This is a genomic window from Amycolatopsis camponoti, assembly GCF_902497555.1.
Taxonomy (GTDB): domain Bacteria; phylum Actinomycetota; class Actinomycetes; order Mycobacteriales; family Pseudonocardiaceae; genus Amycolatopsis; species Amycolatopsis camponoti.
This window is the reverse complement of record NZ_CABVGP010000001.1, coordinates 3,278,105-3,294,498: the sequence shown is the minus strand read 5'-3', so window position 1 is coordinate 3,294,498 and position 16,394 is coordinate 3,278,105. Positions and strand designations below refer to the sequence as shown.

The window sequence follows — 16,394 nt, the reverse complement described above, 5'->3', positions numbered from 1 at the left end:
GTTTATTGCTGGTGCCGCACCGTGGCCCGGTAGCCGGAAGGCGAGAGCCCGATCTGCGCCCGGAACGCCGAAGCGAACCGGGACGGCGTCGCGAATCCGCACGTCTGCGCGATTTCCGTGACCGAGAGTTCGCCGCGTTCCAGGTGCCGGCAGGCGCGTTCGACCCGCACGCGCGTCAGGAACCGGTACGGCGTCTGGCCGGTCGCCGTCTTGAAGACGCGCAGGAAGTGGAACGGGCTCAGCTCGGCCGCGGCCGCCATGTCCCCGAGGGTCAGCGGGAGGTGGTGGTTCTCCCGGATGAACTGCACCGCCCGCCGCGTCCGCAGCTCGTCGCGTCCGAGCGCTCGCGGTCTCGGCGCCTCGGCGTGGCGGGTCAGCAGGTGGACTGCCAGGAACGCGGCCGCCGACTCGGCGTAGAGCTCGTCGGCCCCGGCGAGGGCGGCGGCCTTGAGCGCGGTCAGGACGGAGGCGAGCACGGGGTCTTCGACGGCGAGCGCGTCCGGCAGGCCGAGCCGGGTGGCGTCGCGCCCCCAGAGGTCGAGGGCGGTGCGGTCGACCAGAGCACCGGGAAGGTGCACGTGCGTCGTCTGCAGTCGATCCGTTCCGCACCAGCGGATCCGCGTCGGATTCCCGGGCGCGGTCAGGCCGATCGAGCCGGGCCGGTAGTCCGCGCGCCGCCAGTGCGCGCCGTGCCGCGACTCGATCGTCGTGCTCCCCTGGCTGACCAAGACGATCGTCTGGTCGTCGACGGGCGGCAGGTCGAGCTCGGCTTCCTCGGCGTTGTCCAGCAGCCGCACGAGCACGGCGGACCAGCCGTTGTCCCGGCGGCTGCACAGCCGCAAGCGGGCAGCGGCCCCGGGATCGAAGGTCAACGCCTCGGACACGCGACTCCCCGGTGGACTCCGGCCGGATACCGACGTGTCGACACTAACAGGCGCTCTTCGGAGGGTTCGAATTTGAACTAAGCTGGGGACCATGGGCCGGTTGAGCACCGAGGAGCAGCGGGCGTGGACGGCGCTGCGCACGACGTACGCCCTGCTGCACCAGCGCATGGACCACCGGCTCAAGCGCGACGCGGGAGTGTCCCACCTGCAGTACGAGATCCTGGCGCGGCTGGCGGCGGCCCCGGAGCGGGAGCTGCGGATGACCGAGCTGGCCTGCGCGGTCGTCGGGTCCAAGAGCGGGGTGACGTACCAGATCGGCCAGCTGGAGCAGGCGGGCCTGGTCCGGCGGCGGACGTGCCCGAGCGACGTGCGGGCGGTGTACGCGGTCCTCACGGAGGAGGGCTCGGCCCGGCTGGACCGGGCGGCGCCGGGGCAGGTCGATCTGGTGCGGGAGTTGCTGGTGGATGTGTTGACGCCGGAGCAGTTGCGGGCGGTGGCCGACGGGCTGGGTGAGGCCAACCGCCGGATGCGGGATTCCGGGGACCACGGTGGCTCGCCCGGGTGATCCGCGGTGAGCAGCCCCCGTTTTCCACGCTACCGGAGAGCACCGACAGTCCCGGGCCGGTTCACGGCCGGAGAGCGTCGTAGCCGTAGATCCAGCCGTTGTCCCGCAACGGATCCCCCGCCGCGAACGCCGCGTCGCGCGACTCCTGCTCCGGGCCGTCCGGCAGGTGGTTCACGTGCGCGCGGGCGTGGCTCGCTTCCTGCAAGCGCGTCGTGCGGGGCTTTCGCAGCTTCTCGTAGCGCTGCAACGCCTCCTCGGGTCCGGTGGACGCCAAGCACCGGGCCAGTACCGCCGCGTCCTCCACCGACTGCGCCGCGCCCTGGCCGAAGAACGGGAACATCGGGTGCGCCGCGTCGCCGAGGAGCGTCACCGGGCCGTGGCTCCAGCGCTCGAGCGGGGCGCGGTCCAGCAGCGCCCAGCGTCCCGGCGTCCCGCCCGCGCGGATCAGGTCGAGCAGCCGCGCGTCCCACCCTTCGAACTCCGCCAGGAACTCCTCGACGGTCGCCGTCGCCGTCCAGGACTCGACCGAGAAGCCGCCCGCGGGCGCGAAAGCCACCAGGTTGACCAGCTTCCCGCCGGAGACCGGGTAGTGCACCAGGTGGTGGCCCGGCCCGATCCACAACGTCTGCGCGCGCCGCCGGGCTGCCGACGGCGCGAGAGCGGCCGGGACCAGCGACCGGAACGCGCAGATCCCCGAGTACACCGGCGCCGCCGACTCGACGAACGCCGCGCGCACCACCGAATGCACGCCGTCCGCACCGATGACGACGTCGGCTTCGGCGCGGGAGCCGTCGTCGAAACGCAGGGCCACGCGCGAGCCGACCTCGATCGACACGCAGCGCTTGCCGAGGCGGACCGTCCCGGCCGGCACCGCCGAGGCGAGCGCGGCGAGCAGGTCGGCCCGGTGGACGGTGTACGTGCGCTCGCCGTACAACGCCTGGCACGACTCGCGGAGGTCCTCGCTCGAAAGCACGGTCCCGTCCTGCCACCGGCGGAACTCCCAGCCGATGTCGAGAGGCACCGCTTCGGCGGGCAAGGCGTCCAGCTCACGCAGCAGCCGCGCCAGGTTCGGCGCGGCCACCAGCCCGGCACCCACCTCTCCGAGCTCCCGCGCCTGTTCGTACACAGTGGACCCGAGCCCGGCCCGGCCCAGGAAGGCGGCGGTGGCGAGACCGCCGATCCCGCCTCCGAGCACGGCGATTTCGGGTGCGCTGCGCATCCCGCGAGGATACGGCGGCCCTCGCGCTCCTGGGAGTGACAGGACCAGGCGCCGGCGACCGGCGCGACCTACAGTCGAGGCATGACCGACGAGCCGAACCTCCTGGGCGACCACCTGCGCGCCCGCCGTGAGCTGCTCACCCCCGCCCAAGCGGGCCTCCCGGTCGCCGGCGTGCGGCGGGTGCCGGGCCTGCGCCGGGAAGAGGTCGCGATGCTGGCCGGCATCAGCGCCGACTACTACCTGCGCCTCGAACAGGGCCGCGACCGCAACCCGTCGCGTTCGGTCCTCGAATCCCTGGCCCGCGTGCTGCAGCTCGACGACGACACCACGGCGTACCTCATCGGCCTCGCCGACCCGAAGCCCCGCCGCCCGCGCCGGCGTCGCAAGGAGACGGTCCCGCCGGGCATCGTCAAGTTCCTGGCGGCGCTGTCGCTGCCCGCGTTCGTCGAGGGCCGCTACCTCGACGTGCTCGCGGCCAACCCGCTCGCCGCGGCGATCTCGCCCCGGCTCGTGGCCGGCGCCAACCGGCTGCGGGACGTCTTCCTCGACCCGGCCGAGCAGGCGCTCTTCCCGGACTGGGAGCTCGCCACGCGCGGCCTGGTCGCCGGCTTCCGCCAGTCCGTGGGCACCGAGACCACCGACCCCCGGTTCATCGAGCTGGTCGGCGAGCTTTCGCTGGCCAGCCCCCGGTTCCGGGAGCTGTGGGCCCGCCACGACGTCGCGAACCGGCGGGGCGCGACCGTGCGGTTCGACCACCCGGTGGTCGGCGAACTGGTGCTGAACCGGGAAAAGCTCCTCGTCAGCGAGGCTCCGGGGCTCGTGCTCGCCGTCTACCACCCCGACCCCGGCACGGACGCCGCGGACAAGCTGGCTCTCCTGGGCTCCGCCGCGCTGCCTCCGGCCACCCGCACCACGACCGAACAGGACAACCACGCATGAGCAAGCTCGCCCTCGTCACCGGCGCCACGTCCGGTATCGGGCAGGCGTTCGCCGAACGCCTCGCCGCCGACGGCCACGACCTGGTGATCGTCGGCCGGCGCCAGGAGCGCCTCGACGAGTTCGCCGCCGCCCACACCGAAGTCAAGGTCCGCGTCGTGGCGGCCGACCTCTCCAGCGACGAAGGCATCGACGCCGTCGCGGAGATCGCCGCCACCGAGCCCCTCGACCTGCTGGTGAACAACGCGGGCGTCGCGCACTACATGCCGCTGGCCGACCTGCCCGCCGCCCAGGCCCGCGAACTGGTCAAGGTCAAGGTCCTCGCCCCGACGATGCTCGCCCGCGCGGCTGTCCCGGGCATGCGGGAACGCGGCCGGGGCACGATCGTCAACGTGGCCGGCATGATCGCGTTCAGTGGACCCGCGCCCCACGCCCAGATGCCGCGGCGCGCGGTCTACGCGGGCTCGCTCGCCCACCTGGTCACGCTGTCGCAGACGCTGAGCGCCGAGCTGGAAGGCACCGGCGTCCGCGTCCAGGTGGTGTGCCCCGGCGTGGTCGCGACGGAGTTCCACGAGCGCCAAGGCATGGACCTCAGCGCGATCCCGCGGATGAGCGCGGCCGACGTCGTGTCCGCTTCCCTGCGCGGCCTGGAGCTGGGCGAGGTCGTCTGCGCTCCCGGCGTCGAGGACACGGGTCTGCTGGACGCGGTGTTCCGGGCCGAGCTGGCCGCTTTCGGTGGCCAGAGCCCGGAACTCGCCGCGCGCTACCGGGGCGGTCAGATCTCGTAGGTGACCTCGGCGAGCCCGATGTTGTAGCTCTTGACCCGGATCTCCAGGAGCGACAACGTGTTCGCGGGCCAGTCCACCCGCCCGGTGGCCCCCTTGCCACAGCCCAGCGACTGCCACGGACGTTGCTGGTGCACGCTGGCCATCCGGCCGTCCACGCAGCCGCGCTGCTGCGTGCCCGCCTCCACGAACCAGGTGACCTCGAGGTACCCGCGCCACTGCGGCGGGCTGGTGAAGCTGCACGATTTCGACACCGCGCCCCACTTCCCCGGGAACCCCACCGCGTTGCCGCGGCAGAAGACGTCCGAGCGGGTCGACGCGGCGGCCGGGACCACCGCCGACACCAGCGCCAGCAGGACGGCGGCCAGCACTCCCCAAGATCGTTTCATGGTTCGAGGCTAGCGCCGGGGCGCGGTTTTCCCTGTCACTCGAACGGTTCTTTCTGCTCAGGGAACCACGAGCACCGGCCAGTGACCCGCCCTGATGAGCTTCGTCGCCACGGAGCCCGCGAAGCGGTGACCCGCCTTCTGGGACGCGCCCACCACGACCGTGTCCGCCTGGCAGCGGTCGGCCGTGTCGCGCAAGGCCGTGTACGGGTCGCCGTAGGTCTTGACCAGCGCCACCGGCACCCGCAGTTCCTCGGCCGCCTCCCGCATCTGGTCACGCAGCTCGGCGTACAGGTGCGTCGCCGTGTCATGTTCCAGGACCGTGGCCACCGCCGGCCGGAGCGGGGCCAGCGGTGCCGGGCAGGCCACGAAGACGACGATGAGCCGGCTGCTCTGGCGCCGGGCCATGCCGAACGCGAACGCCGCCGCCCGCATGGCCGTGTCCGTGCCGTCGATCCCGGCGAGGATGGCCTGCCCGGGGACTTCCCGGCGCGGGCCGAACCGCTCCACAGTGGACTCGTAGGCACCGGGGCCGCCCATCGTCGTCTCCCCTATCCCACGACCGCGGGCTCGTCCGCCTGCTCCACCACGTCGATGGTGGTGCGCAGGGTGATCGGCTTCAGGAACAGCGCCGCGATCACCCCGACGACGGCCACCGCCGCGGAGATCAGGAAGATGTGCGCGGTCGCGTCGCCGTAGACCGTGTGCACGACCGCTTGGACCTGCGGCGGGAGCGCCTTGAGGTTCAGCGCGCTGACCCCGCCGGTCGACGCCTGTCCCGCCGGGACGTGCAGCGCCGCGGCCAGGTCGGCCGAGACGCGGTTGGCGAGCACCGCCCCGAGCACCGAGACGCCGATCGTGCCGCCGAGCGACCGGAAGAACGTCACCGACGCGCTCGCCGAGCCGAGGTCGCGCAGCGGGACGTCGTTCTGCACCGCGAGCACGAGGTTCTGCATCGTCATGCCGACGCCGATGCCGACGACGGCCATCGCGACGCCGACGATCCACAGCGGTGTGGCGTGGTCGACCATGCCGAGCCCGAGGAAGCCGAGCACCAGGATCACGGCCCCGGAAACGATGTACGGCTTGATCTTCCCGGTGCGGCTGATCAGGCGGCCGGACACCGTCGAGGACACGAGCACGCCCGCCATCATCGGCATGGTCAGCAGGCCGGCTTCGGTCGGCGTGTAGCCGCGGCCGATCTGGAAGTACTGGCCGAGGAACACCGCGCCGCCGAACATCGCCATGCCCACCGCGAGGCTCGCGATGATGGCCAGCGCGGGCGTGCGCTGGACGACGATGTGCAGCGGCACCACGGGTTCGCGGACCTTCTTCTCCACCACCACCGCGACGGCGAGCAGCAAGATCCCGGCCGCGACCATGACGGCGGTCTGCCATGACAGCCAGTCGAACGTGTTGCCCACGAACGACACCCAGATCAGCAGGACGCTCACGCCGGCGGCGATGAGGCCGGCGCCGACGTAGTCGACGCGGACGTTCTCCCGGCGCACGGTCTCCAGCTTCAGCGTGCGCTGCAGCACGACGAACGCGAGGACCGCGATCGGCACGCCGACGAAGAAGCACCAGCGCCAGCCCAGCCACGGGACGTCGACGATCAGGCCACCCAGCAGCGGTCCGCCGACGGTCGCCACGGCCATGACGGCGCCGAGGTAGCCGTTGTACCGGCCGCGTTCCCGCGGCGGGATGATCGCGGCGATCACGACCTGGACGAGTGCCTGCAGGCCGCCGACGCCGATGCCCTGGAACGCCCGCGCGGCGATCAGCTGGCCGGTGTCCTGGCTGAAGCCGCTGATCATCGACCCGGCCACGAAGATCACGATCGCGACCTGGACCAGCGTCTTCTTGTTGAACAGGTCGGCGAGCTTGCCCCAGATCGGGGTGGTGGCCGTGGCGGCCAGCAGCGTCGCCGTGACGACCCAGGTGTACTGCGTCTGCGAGCCGTTCAGCGAGCCGATGATCAGCGGCAGCGACGTCGAGACGACGGTCGAGCTGATCATGGCCACGAACAGCGCGAGCAGCAGCCCGGACAGCGACTCGAGCACCTCGCGGTGCCGCATCGACCCGGACGAGCCGGTTGTTTCGGACTTCATGGGATCCCTTCGCACGTTCCGGACCATCATTGCTCACTGGGCAAACTTGCACAATGGGCAATTTACGCTCCGGTCGCTACGCTGGGTCGCATGGACACCCTCGACACGCTCCGCACCCGCAAGAAGGCGGCGACGCGGCAGTCGTTGCACGAGGCCGCGCTGCGCCTGGCGATGGAGCGCGGGCTGGACGGCGTGACGGTCGAGGACATCGCCGACGCGGTGGGCGTGTCCCGCCGGACGTTCTCGAACTACTTCACGAACAAGGAAGACGCGATCCTGCACGCCGACCGCGAACGGACGGGCGTGCTGGTGTCCCTGGTCTCCGGCCGGCCGGCCGGCGAGAGGCCGTGGCAGGCACTGCGGACGGCGAGCCGCGAGCTGTACCACGGCCGGGCGGTCCCGGACCGCGAGTGGGTGGCGCAGCTGCGGTTGCTGCGGCGGCACCCGTCCCTGCTGGCACAGCAGGCCGGCGACCAGATCACGTTGGAGCGCGACCTGGCCGCGGTGCTGGTCGCCCGCGGCCACGACCTCGACGAGCCGTTGGCCCGCCTCATGACGGCGACGTTCCTGGCGGCGGTGCGGACCGCGAGCGTGCTGTGGCTGGAGGATTCGGCGGAGCGGCCGCTGCCCGACCTCATCGACGAGTTGCTGGGCCGCGTCGACTTCCGCTGACCCGCCGGAGGCCGCGTAGGCGACGCCCGACCAGGAACGGCTCCCGCGCGCGGTCGCACTCAACGCCGCGCAGCCGACCTGCCTACGAGCGGATCGCCTTCGACGCCTCCGCAACCCGGGCCCCCGGACAGCTTTCGATCAACGGGCTCGCGCGCAACGGCCGGCGCACGAGCGCGGCGTTCATGTCCACGGCGCTCGCGCCCGGCTTGGCGATGGAGAACTGGACGATCCGGGACCGAGGAGGCGGGCGCGGTGCTCGTTCGCCCAGCTCATGCCAGGCACCGCGCAGCCGATCCTTCTTCGCCTAGTCCATCTGGGAGGCGCCAGGTATCCGGCTGGCGGCGTCGCGGCGGGGACGAGCCGGAACCCGCACCCGCCGCGACGGAATCACGCCAGGCCCTGCTGCGACAGCCAGTCCTTCGCCACGTCCGCGGCCTTCTCACCGTCCGAGTCGACCTTCTTGTTCAGGTCGCGCATCCCCTCCGTCGTGAGCTTCGCGCTCACCGCGTTGACCGCGGCCGCGAAGTCCGCACCGCGCTCGTCGAGCACCTTCTTCGTCACCGCCGGGACCACGTTCTCGGTCGGCACCATCGACAGGTCGTCCTTCAGCGCGACGTACTTCGGGTCACCGGCCAGCGGGCTCACCGAGTCGACCGGGATGACCGTGACCGCGCCGGAGTCGAGCTGCTGCACCCGCGGCCCGAGCTCCTGGACCGTCTGGAACGTCGCGTTCGTCAGCTTGTAGACGTCCGTGAATCCCTTGAAGCACGTCAGCCGCTTCTCGCACTCCGGGCCGCCGGCCAGGACGACCTTGTCGAGCTTCTTCAGGTCGCCGATGGTCGCGAGGCCCTTCGACTGCGCCAGGTCGGCCTTCACGATGTAGGTGTTCTTGTCTTCGGCCGCGGCGTAGTCCAGCAGCGAGACGCCGCTGGGCTCGAGCAGCTTCGCCAGCTGCTCGTGCTCGCCCTTGGCGTCCTTCACCGGGTCCGCGCCGAACCCGGCGGCGATCGCCGAGCCCTGGTACTCCGGGATGAACTGCAGCTCACCGGACTTCAGCGACGGGTAGATCAGCTCCCGCGAGCCCAGGTTCAGCTTGCGCGTCACCGGGTAGCCCTTCGCTTCCAGCGCCTGGGCGTAGATCTCGGCCAGGATCTGGCTGTCGGTGAAGTTGAAGGACGCGACGACGATCGGCGCCCCGCCCTTGCCCGCCGCGGCGGGCTTGTCGTCCCCGCCGCCGCACGCTGTCAGGCCCAGAGCGGCCACCGCCACCAGCGCGGCCACTCGGATGTTCCGGGTCCAGCCCACGTCCCACACTCCTCAGTCAAGATCGGACGAGCAGGACCCTAACCAGCCCCACCGACAAAAACCACATGCTGGGATCACGACGCGAGGTGCTCACGCAGCGTCGAGCCCGCGTATTCGGTGCGGTACCGGCCCTTGCGCTGCAGGATCGGCACCACGTGCTCGACGAACGCGGCCAGCTCGTAGGGCAGCGTCGATCCCATGATGGTGAACCCGTCGACCGCGCCGGCGTCCTGCCAGGTGAGCACGTGGTCGGCGAGCTGCTCGGGCGTGCCCACGAAGTGCACCTGCCCCGCTCCCCCGGTGATCCGGCCCGCGATCTCGCGCAACGGGGCGTCCGGACGCTCCCGCGCCGCCGCGGCGAGCTGCTGCAGCCGGGAAGACCCGCCCCCGGCCCGCAGCTCGGCGGGCAGCGGGGCGTCCGGGTCGAACGCGTCCGGGTCGAGACCGGCCGTGTACAGCGCGTTCTGCCAGCGGAACTCCGGGCTGGCCAGGTCTTCGAGCCGCTGTGCCCGTGCCTTTGCCTCGGCCTCGGTGCCGCCGAGGGTCACCATCAGCGCGGGCAGGACCCGCACCCGCGAGGGATCCCGGCCGGCCGCGACGACCTGGGCGTCCAGCTCGGCGCGGAACTTCACGGCGGCTTCGAGCGACGGCGGCCCGGAGAACACCAGCTCGGCGTACCGGGCGGCGAGCCCGATCCCGGCGGCCGACTGTCCCGCCTGGACGAGCACCGGGTGCCCCTGCGGCGACCGCGGGAACGGCAGCACGCCTTCGACGTCGTAGAACCTGCCGTGGAAGCGCGGCGCGTGCAGCTTGGCGCGGTCGGCCCAGACGCCGTTCTCACGGTCGCCGACGATCGCGTCGTCGTCCCAGCTGTCCCACGCCCGGGTGACGACATCGACGAACTCGTGGGCGCGCTCGTACCGGTCGGCGTGGTCGGGGTGGGCCTTGTCGCCGAAGTTGGCCGCGGCCAGCGGGGTGATGGTGGTGACGATGTTCCAGCCGGCCCGCCCGCCGCTGAGGTGGTCCAGCGTGGCGAACCGGCGGGCCAGCTCCCACGGCTTGTTGTAGGTCGTCGACCCCGTCCCGATCAGGCCGATCTTCTCGGTGACCGCGGCCAGCGCCGACAGCACCGAGATCGGGTCGAACTGGGTCTGCGGGAGGTGCGTCACGCGGTATTCGGCGATGGCGATGTTGTCGGCCAGGAAGATCGAGTCCATCAGGCCGCGCTCGGCGGTCCGCGCGATGTTCGCGTAGTACGGCAGCCCGAGCACCCCGCGGACGTCGTCGTCGACCACCCGCCACGCCGACTCGTGGTAGCCGTTCGGCCAGATGAAAGCGTTGAAGTGCAGGGAATCTGCGGTCACAGCGCGGCTCCTTCGATGGTGCCCGCCGCATCGGCGACGGTGCGCCCGTGGACGGCGGGACGGCCGCCGTACGGGTCCTGGTCGGTCCACAGCGTCGTCGGCGCGGCCGCGCGCACCACGGGCACGACCTCGGCGGCGAAGCGTTCGAGCATGGCGAGCTGCTGTTCGTGCGGGATCATCGTGGGCAGGCTGAAGGACTGCAGGTCGTGCCCGAACGCCTCGTGCCACCACAGGATCTTCTCGGCGATCTGCTGCGGGCTGCCGACCAGCACCGGCCCGCGCGCGATCGCGTCGTCGATGGTCGGGAACTCCATCGCGTTGCCCGGTGTGTGGTTGCCGGGCCGGTTGAAGAACTCGACGATCTTCTCGTACGTCGGCCCGAAGGCCTCCCGCGCCTCCTGCGTCGTGTCGGCCAGGTAGAGGAACCCCGCCCCGGCGCCGACGAAGGCGAAGCGCGGGTCGTGGCCGTGCTCCGCGTACTGCTTGCGGTAGTGCTCGATCAGCACGGTGTAGTTGTCGCGGGGCTGGATCGCGTTGGCCGAAAAGAGCGGATCGCCCCACCTGGCCGCCAGCTCGGCCGAGGTCAGCGTGGTCGCCGAGCCGTGCCAGACGCGGGGCGCGCCGGCGAACGGGCGCGGCAGGCTGGTCGCCTCGGCCAGCGGGCCGCGGAAGCGTCCCTCCCAGGTGACGTCCTCCTCGCGCCAGAGCCGCCGCAGCAGCTCGTACTTCTCGGCGAGCGCGTCCCACTGGTCGCCGTTCGCGATGCCGAACATCGGCAGCTGGCGCAGCTCGTTGCCCTTGCCGATCACCAGCTCCAGCCGGCCGCGCGAGAGCTGGTCGACCGTGGCGTAGTCCTCCGCCACCCGCAGCGGGTCGTGGACCGACAGGACCGCGACGCCGGTCTGGATCCGGACCCGGCTCGTCGTCGCGGCGATGGCGCCCAGCAGCACGGTCACGCCGCTGCTCAGGAAGTGGCCCGCGTGGCGTTCCCCGAGCGCGACGGCGTCGAACCCGAACTCCTCGGCGTAGCGCGCCGAGGTCAGGGCCTGCGCGAAGCGCTCATCGGTGCGGACCCGGCGACCCGTCACCGGGTTGGTCAGGTGGGGCAGGATGTCCAGGACCTGGAATCTCATCGGGTGGCTCCGTCCGGGCTCGCGAGGGTCCGTCCCTGGTCAACCGGATCATCGCGGAGCTATTCCCGGACATGGCGGCGTTCCACATGGTGAGCGCGGCGGCCGTCGGCTCACGTTCTCGAGAAACAGCGACCATCGTGACCTGGCTCACTTTCACCGCCCTCCCCGGAACCCGTTCCCGCAACGGTGAGAACAGCAGATGACACTCTGCGCAGCGAGAGGCGGGCGATGACCCCGGAAGACACCGAAGCCGACGGCGACGCGAGCGTGATCGCGCGGTCACGGCAGGAGCCGAGCCTGTTCGCGGTCATCTTCGACCGCCACGCCCGGCACATCCACCGCTATCTGGTCCGGCGGCTGGGCCCGACCGCGGCGGACGACGTCCTCGCGGACACCTTCCTCATCGCGTTCGGCAAGCGCGCGAAGTTCGACCTCACGCGGCCGGACGCCCGGCCCTGGCTCTACGGCATCGCCACCAACCTCGTCTCGCGCCGGTGGCGGGCCGAAGTGCGGGAGCTGAAGCTCCGCCTGGCCGTCGGGCCGCCCGCCGTGGACGACGGCCACGCCGACCGGGTCGCCGACCGGGTCAGTGCCCAGGCGCTGGGCGCGGACCTCGACCGGGCGCTGGCCGCCTTGCGTCCGCGCGAGCGGGACGTCCTGCTGCTCGTCGCCGCGGAAGGGCTGGGCTACCAGGAGGTCGCCGAAGCGCTGGGCATCCCCGTCGGCACCGTGAAATCGCGGCTCAACCGCGCCCGCACCCGCGTCCGCGCCGAGCTCGGCGCCCTCGACCTCGTGAAGGAGACCTTCAGCCATGGATGAGCTCGACCTGATCCGCGACCGCGCGGACACCATCGGCTTCGCGCCGGCGGAGCACCTCACCCCGGCCCGGGAGCGACTGCTGGCCGCGGCCCGCGGCGAACGGCCGCACCGGTCCCGGCGCCTGTTCTGGGCCGCCGGCGCCTCGATCGGCCTGGCCGCGGCGATCACCGCGGTCGTCGCGCTCGCGCCGGCCGATCGGGTGGGCATCGGCGCCGGCGTCGCGCACGCCGACCCGGTCAAGGTGCTGACCGAAGCGGCGAGCAGCGCCCTGAAGGAGCCGGCCAAGCCGCCGCGCCCGGATCAGTTCCTGTACGTGAAGACCGAATACGCCATTCCCCCTAACCGCGAGGTCTGGCTCTCGGTCGACGGCACCCGGGACAGCCTGATCGGCAACTCCAAGGAAGGTGGCTGCCGCAACGGCAAGGCGCCGATGTACGGCACGAACGACCCGCGCGCGGAAGGGACGCTCGAGGACTGCGTACCCGAGTCGGTCTACCGGACGGACCTGCCGACGACGGCCGACGCGATGCTGGCCTACCTCTACGGAAAGGAGGCCGATCGCGACGGCCGGGCCACCTACATCGGCAAGGCCGTCTACACCCTCGCCTACGAGCAGGTCCTCCAGCCGGCGTCCTACGCGGCGCTGTTCGAGGCGGCGGCGAAGGTGCCGGGCCTGACGGCCCTGGACCACGTCACCGACGGCGCCGGCCGCCCGGGCGTCGGGATCAGGTTTCCGGTGCCCCCGGGCTCCTCGCCGAAGGCGCAGCCGATCGTGCTGGTTTTCGACGCCACGACGTACCAGTTCCTGGGTACCGAGGACAGCGCCGTGATGGTGAAGACCTACGTCGACGAGGTGGGGCGGCGCCCCTGACGTCAGCCCGGGTCGTCGAGGGCACCGTGGAAGGTCGCGAACGCCGACACCGGCTCGCGGGTCGTGCGGTGACCGGCGATCGGGTGGCTTTCGTCGGCGTACCCGAGCGCGATCCCGCAGACGATCACGTGATCGGCCGGCACACCGAGGTGCCGGCGCAGGATCGGGTGGTAGTCGAGCAGCGACGCCTGCGCGCACGTGTGCAGGCCGGCTCCGCGCGCCGCCAGCATCAGCGCCTGCAGGAACAGGCCCGCGTCGACCAGCGCGCCCTGCAGGGGCAGCCGGCTGACCGTCACGACCATGCCGACCGGGGCGCCGAAGAAGTCGTAGTTGCGCCGGTGGTGCCCGGCGCGGCCGGCGGCGTCGCCGGGCTCGATGCCGAGCGCGTCGCGGTAGAGCCCTTCGCCGAACCGGCGGCGGCGCGAGCGGAACGGTTCGCGCCACTGGTCCGCGCCGGGCTGGTAGGCGAACTCCCCGGCCGAGCGGCGGCCCTCGTCGTGCGCGCCCAGCAGGTCCGCGCTCAGCGCCGCCTTCGCCGCGCCGGTGAGCACGTGCACCCGCCACGGCTGGCTGTTGGAGTTGCTGGCCGACCGCGCCGCCAGGTCCAGCAGCCGCTCCACCTCCGCGCGCGGCACCGGGTCCGGCCGGAACGCGCGGCAGCTGCGGCGGGTCAGCAGCGCCTCCTCGACGGTGGTGCTCACTCGGCCGGCGGCGTGATGTCGTAGGAGATGCGGCCCGCCGGCAGGAAGAAGAGGGCGATCAGGGCGCCGCCCTTGACCTCCGGGTAGTGGTGGCTCCCCGGACCCGGGGCGGTCCAGCCCGGGCCGCTCCAGCCGCGCGGGCCCCGCAGCTTCGCGCTCGCGTCGAGCGGCACCACCAGGTTGAGCTCGCCGTACGGGTGCTGGTGGTACTGCCCGCGGTAGGGCTCGACGCTGTCCATGTAGACGGCGGTGACACTGAACCAGTTCAGGACGTCCAGGGGGTCGGCGATCCGGCTGCGCCGGTACTTCGGGCCGTCCACCTCGATGTTCGCCGCCCAGCCGGCCCGGACGCCGTCGGTGATCATGCGCGCCAGGTCGTCGTAGAGCGGGCTGCCGGGTCCGTGGTGGTCGTTGAGCCAGGTTTCCAGCTCCCCGCCCGCGGTCCGGTTCTTGACGGCGTCGAGGAACGGGACGCTGCGGTCGATCAGCTGCTGGGCGGTGGTCATCGTGGGCTCCTCCCGATCGGGTGCCCCGAAGGTAAGCCGTCGTTTCGTTACAGTCAAGTATCGTAACTTAACAGACAGGGATCGTAACGAATCCGCTAGGCTCCTCCCATGGCTCGAGCAGGCGAAGAAGCGACGGCCCGGCCCGGGGGCCGTCCCCGCGACGCCGCTCTCGACGAGGCGATCATCCAGGCCACCCGGGAACGCCTCGTCCGCGACGGCTATTCGCTCATGACCATCGGTGACATCGCCTCGGACGCGAAGGTCAGCCGCCCGACGCTCTACCGGCGGTGGAGCACGAAGTTCGAGCTGGTCGTCGACGCGCTGGACTACGGCTTCCGCAAGCAGCGGGACATGTACGCCGTCGACCTGAGCAGCATGGCGCCGCGGGAGGCGCTCGTCGAAGCCGTCCGCCGGCTGGACCCGGCCTACTTCAACCCGGACGCCATGGTCCTCATGGGCAACTTCGCCGGCGAGGCGAACCGCACGCCGGAGCTGCTCGGGATCCTGCGCGAGCACGCGGTCGAACCGCGGGTCGCGCTGGTCGAGAACGTGCTGACCCGGCTGCAGGAAACCGGCGCGGTGCGGGACGGCGTCGACAAGCACACCATCGCGACGATGTGCTTCGGCAGCTACTTCGCCGCCTTCTACCGCGGCGAGAGCCGGGACGACATTCCCGAATCGGTCGTTTCGGTGCTGTGGCCCGCGATCGCGACGGCGTCGCGCAAGCGCGAGTAGGTCCCTCGCACAACCATTTCGGCCTCTCATCCGTGCATTAGGAGTGTGAGGACGATTTCGGATCGACGGCGCCGCTTCCGCGCGCGGGCCGTGGCCGTCGCGGTGCTGGTGGGGGCCGGTATCGCGTTCGCCAACGCCGCCATCGGCGCGCCTGCCGGGCCGGCGCTGGCCGCGGCGCTCGGCGGGCACAGCCTGCCCGACACCACCGCACTGGGCCGTGACCCGGCGCCACCGCCGCCGGCCCCGACGACGCCCAAGCCCGACCCGATCCTGCCCTTCAACGCGAAACTCACGTCGGCGGACATCCCGGTCCCGGGCGGCGGCGTGCGCGACGGCGCCTGCAGCGGCTCGCTGGTGGCGCCGCAGTGGGTCGTCACGGCCGGGCACTGCTTCCACGACCTCAAGGACGCCCGCATCGGCGGCCGGCCGCCGTACACGATGACTGTGACGGTCGGGCGGCTCAAGGACACCGACCCCGGCGGGCAGACGGCGGTGGTCGTCGACGTCCGCCAGTCGCCGGTCAACGACCTCGCGGTGGCGAAGCTCAGCGAGCCGGTGGAGGGCATCACCCCGGTGGAGCTGGCCTCGAAGCGCCCGTCGGTCGGCGAAGAGCTGCAGTTCGCCGGCTGGGGCTCGCACTCGGCGACCGTGCTCGGCCCGTCCGACCACCTCAAGCGCGGGCGGTTCCGGGTCTCGGGCATCGCCTCCTCGACCCTGGAGGCGCTGCCGATCGGCACGCGCACCGTGGACAACGGCCCCTGCCCGGAAGACTCGGGCGGCCCGTTCTTCGTCTCGGACGACAACGACCGCACCGGGCGCCTGGTGGCGATCGTCAACACCGGGCCGCCGTGCCCCCAGCCGGGCGCGGAGACGATCGCCCGGGTCGACGTGGTGGCGGACTGGATCCGCGAGCAGACCGGCTGACCGGCCGGTTCAGGAAGCGAGCGGGATCTCGGCCCACACGGTCTTGCCGCCGTCCCGGCGGTGGAAGAGGCCGCGCCGGTCGGAGCACGCGGCGACCAGGGTGAGCCCGGTCCCCGCCGGCGCGGCTTCGGGCAGCACCGGGTCGAACCAGGCGGACCCGCCGGCGTCCTCGACGCCGACCCACACCGAGGCGTCGGCCCGGATCAGCAGGGCCCGCAGGGGCCCGGCGGCGTGCCGGACGGCGTTCGTCGCCAGCTCCCCCGTGATCAGCACGACGTCCGCGGCCACCTCGGCCGGCACGTCGCCCGCGGCCAGCCGCTCCCGCACCCACGACCGCACCAGCCTGATCTGCGCCGGCTCCGCTTCGAACTCGAAACTTTCCCGTGTCATGTCTTCGGCACCCCCAGAACGGTTCCCCCGGGTCTGGGTGACCGGACCGGAGCACTCTCACACGTGGATTAGCACGAACGGACGCATC

The 16,394-nt window shown here is 72.1% G+C and carries 19 protein-coding genes; 8 read left to right on the top strand and 11 right to left on the bottom strand.

Translation table 11 applies throughout. From position 1 onward, the window contains the following. Nucleotides 1-2: 2 nt before the first annotated feature. Nucleotides 3-884 carry an AraC family transcriptional regulator gene (locus AA23TX_RS15670; protein ID WP_155543252.1) on the bottom strand — a complete coding sequence of 294 codons (882 nt, stop codon included), beginning with the start codon at nucleotides 882-884 and terminating at the stop codon, nucleotides 3-5. Between the two features lie 91 nt (nucleotides 885-975). On the opposite strand from AA23TX_RS15670, the gene AA23TX_RS15665 reads away from it, so the two are divergent. Beyond that, a complete protein-coding gene (locus AA23TX_RS15665) occupies nucleotides 976-1,449 on the top strand; it encodes a MarR family winged helix-turn-helix transcriptional regulator (RefSeq protein WP_155543251.1) in 474 nt (157 codons plus the stop codon). A gap of 61 nt (nucleotides 1,450-1,510) precedes the next feature. On the opposite strand, the gene AA23TX_RS15660 is transcribed toward AA23TX_RS15665, so the two are convergent. Then, nucleotides 1,511-2,668 (bottom strand): FAD-dependent monooxygenase, encoded by a 1,158-nt coding sequence (locus AA23TX_RS15660; RefSeq protein WP_155543250.1) that lies wholly within the window; start codon nucleotides 2,666-2,668, stop codon nucleotides 1,511-1,513. Nucleotides 2,669-2,749: 81 nt separating this feature from the next. Here AA23TX_RS15660 and AA23TX_RS15655 point away from each other — a divergent pair, with 81 nt between their 5' ends. Together AA23TX_RS15655 and AA23TX_RS15650 are read left to right on the top strand one after the other, a co-directional pair. Then, a complete protein-coding gene (locus AA23TX_RS15655) occupies nucleotides 2,750-3,607 on the top strand; it encodes a helix-turn-helix domain-containing protein (RefSeq protein ID WP_155543249.1) in 858 nt (285 codons plus the stop codon). Next, nucleotides 3,604-4,392: an SDR family NAD(P)-dependent oxidoreductase gene (locus AA23TX_RS15650; protein ID WP_155543248.1), complete on the top strand. Its 789-nt coding sequence runs from the start codon at nucleotides 3,604-3,606 to the stop codon at nucleotides 4,390-4,392. The genes AA23TX_RS15655 and AA23TX_RS15650 overlap by 4 nt, the downstream gene beginning before the upstream one ends. Here the strand turns inward: AA23TX_RS15650 and AA23TX_RS15645 are convergent. The 3 genes from AA23TX_RS15645 to AA23TX_RS15635 are packed head-to-tail and all read right to left on the bottom strand — an operon-like array spanning nucleotide 4,380 to nucleotide 6,886. Beyond that, the gene (locus tag AA23TX_RS15645) at nucleotides 4,380-4,778 is read right to left on the bottom strand and encodes a hypothetical protein (protein WP_155543247.1); all 399 of its coding nucleotides are present in this window, start codon (nucleotides 4,776-4,778) and stop codon (nucleotides 4,380-4,382) included. The two genes, AA23TX_RS15650 and AA23TX_RS15645, sit on opposite strands and share 13 nt — an antisense overlap. Before the next feature lie 57 nt (nucleotides 4,779-4,835). Beyond that, a complete protein-coding gene (locus AA23TX_RS15640; RefSeq protein ID WP_155543246.1) occupies nucleotides 4,836-5,315 on the bottom strand; it encodes a universal stress protein in 480 nt (159 codons plus the stop codon). Nucleotides 5,316-5,326: 11 nt separating this feature from the next. After that, nucleotides 5,327-6,886, bottom strand: a complete 1,560-nt coding sequence (locus AA23TX_RS15635; protein ID WP_155543245.1) for an MDR family MFS transporter — start codon at nucleotides 6,884-6,886, stop codon at nucleotides 5,327-5,329. 90 nt (nucleotides 6,887-6,976) lie between these two features. Here AA23TX_RS15635 and AA23TX_RS15630 point away from each other — a divergent pair, with 90 nt between their 5' ends. Continuing rightward, the gene (locus AA23TX_RS15630) at nucleotides 6,977-7,558 is read left to right on the top strand and encodes a TetR/AcrR family transcriptional regulator (RefSeq protein ID WP_155543244.1); all 582 of its coding nucleotides are present in this window, start codon (nucleotides 6,977-6,979) and stop codon (nucleotides 7,556-7,558) included. 387 nt (nucleotides 7,559-7,945) lie between these two features. On the opposite strand, the gene AA23TX_RS15625 is transcribed toward AA23TX_RS15630, so the two are convergent. The 3 genes from AA23TX_RS15625 to AA23TX_RS15615 all read right to left on the bottom strand — a co-directional run bounded on the left by AA23TX_RS15625 (nucleotide 7,946) and on the right by AA23TX_RS15615 (nucleotide 11,360). After that, the gene (locus AA23TX_RS15625) at nucleotides 7,946-8,863 is read right to left on the bottom strand and encodes an ABC transporter substrate-binding protein (RefSeq protein ID WP_196425336.1); all 918 of its coding nucleotides are present in this window, start codon (nucleotides 8,861-8,863) and stop codon (nucleotides 7,946-7,948) included. A gap of 74 nt (nucleotides 8,864-8,937) precedes the next feature. Beyond that, nucleotides 8,938-10,227: an LLM class flavin-dependent oxidoreductase gene (locus AA23TX_RS15620; RefSeq protein ID WP_155543243.1), complete on the bottom strand. Its 1,290-nt coding sequence runs from the start codon at nucleotides 10,225-10,227 to the stop codon at nucleotides 8,938-8,940. Continuing rightward, a complete protein-coding gene (locus tag AA23TX_RS15615; protein ID WP_155543242.1) occupies nucleotides 10,224-11,360 on the bottom strand; it encodes an LLM class flavin-dependent oxidoreductase in 1,137 nt (378 codons plus the stop codon). The genes AA23TX_RS15620 and AA23TX_RS15615 overlap by 4 nt, the downstream gene beginning before the upstream one ends. A 228-nt stretch (nucleotides 11,361-11,588) precedes the next feature. Between AA23TX_RS15615 and AA23TX_RS15610 the strand changes: the two genes are divergently transcribed. Further along, nucleotides 11,589-12,179 (top strand): RNA polymerase sigma factor, encoded by a 591-nt coding sequence (locus AA23TX_RS15610; RefSeq protein ID WP_155543241.1) that lies wholly within the window; start codon nucleotides 11,589-11,591, stop codon nucleotides 12,177-12,179. Further along, complete coding sequence (locus tag AA23TX_RS15605; RefSeq protein ID WP_155543240.1) at nucleotides 12,172-13,050, top strand: CU044_5270 family protein; 879 nt, start codon at nucleotides 12,172-12,174, stop codon at nucleotides 13,048-13,050. Before AA23TX_RS15610 ends, AA23TX_RS15605 begins: the two co-directional genes overlap by 8 nt. Nucleotides 13,051-13,052: 2 nt before the next feature. Here the strand turns inward: AA23TX_RS15605 and AA23TX_RS15600 are convergent, their stop codons facing one another. Continuing rightward, the gene (locus tag AA23TX_RS15600; protein WP_155543239.1) at nucleotides 13,053-13,751 is read right to left on the bottom strand and encodes a nitroreductase; all 699 of its coding nucleotides are present in this window, start codon (nucleotides 13,749-13,751) and stop codon (nucleotides 13,053-13,055) included. Next, nucleotides 13,748-14,257 (bottom strand): DUF4863 family protein, encoded by a 510-nt coding sequence (locus AA23TX_RS15595; protein WP_155543238.1) that lies wholly within the window; start codon nucleotides 14,255-14,257, stop codon nucleotides 13,748-13,750. Before AA23TX_RS15595 ends, AA23TX_RS15600 begins: the two co-directional genes overlap by 4 nt. Nucleotides 14,258-14,365: 108 nt before the next feature. Here AA23TX_RS15595 and AA23TX_RS15590 point away from each other — a divergent pair, with 108 nt between their 5' ends. Further along, the gene (locus AA23TX_RS15590; RefSeq protein ID WP_155543237.1) at nucleotides 14,366-14,992 is read left to right on the top strand and encodes a TetR/AcrR family transcriptional regulator; all 627 of its coding nucleotides are present in this window, start codon (nucleotides 14,366-14,368) and stop codon (nucleotides 14,990-14,992) included. A gap of 45 nt (nucleotides 14,993-15,037) precedes the next feature. Beyond that, a complete protein-coding gene (locus AA23TX_RS15585; protein WP_230862507.1) occupies nucleotides 15,038-15,916 on the top strand; it encodes a S1 family peptidase in 879 nt (292 codons plus the stop codon). A gap of 9 nt (nucleotides 15,917-15,925) precedes the next feature. Here AA23TX_RS15585 and AA23TX_RS15580 read toward each other — a convergent pair whose 3' ends face one another. After that, the gene (locus AA23TX_RS15580; protein ID WP_155543236.1) at nucleotides 15,926-16,306 is read right to left on the bottom strand and encodes an ATP-binding protein; all 381 of its coding nucleotides are present in this window, start codon (nucleotides 16,304-16,306) and stop codon (nucleotides 15,926-15,928) included. Between the last annotated feature and the right edge of the window lie 88 nt (nucleotides 16,307-16,394).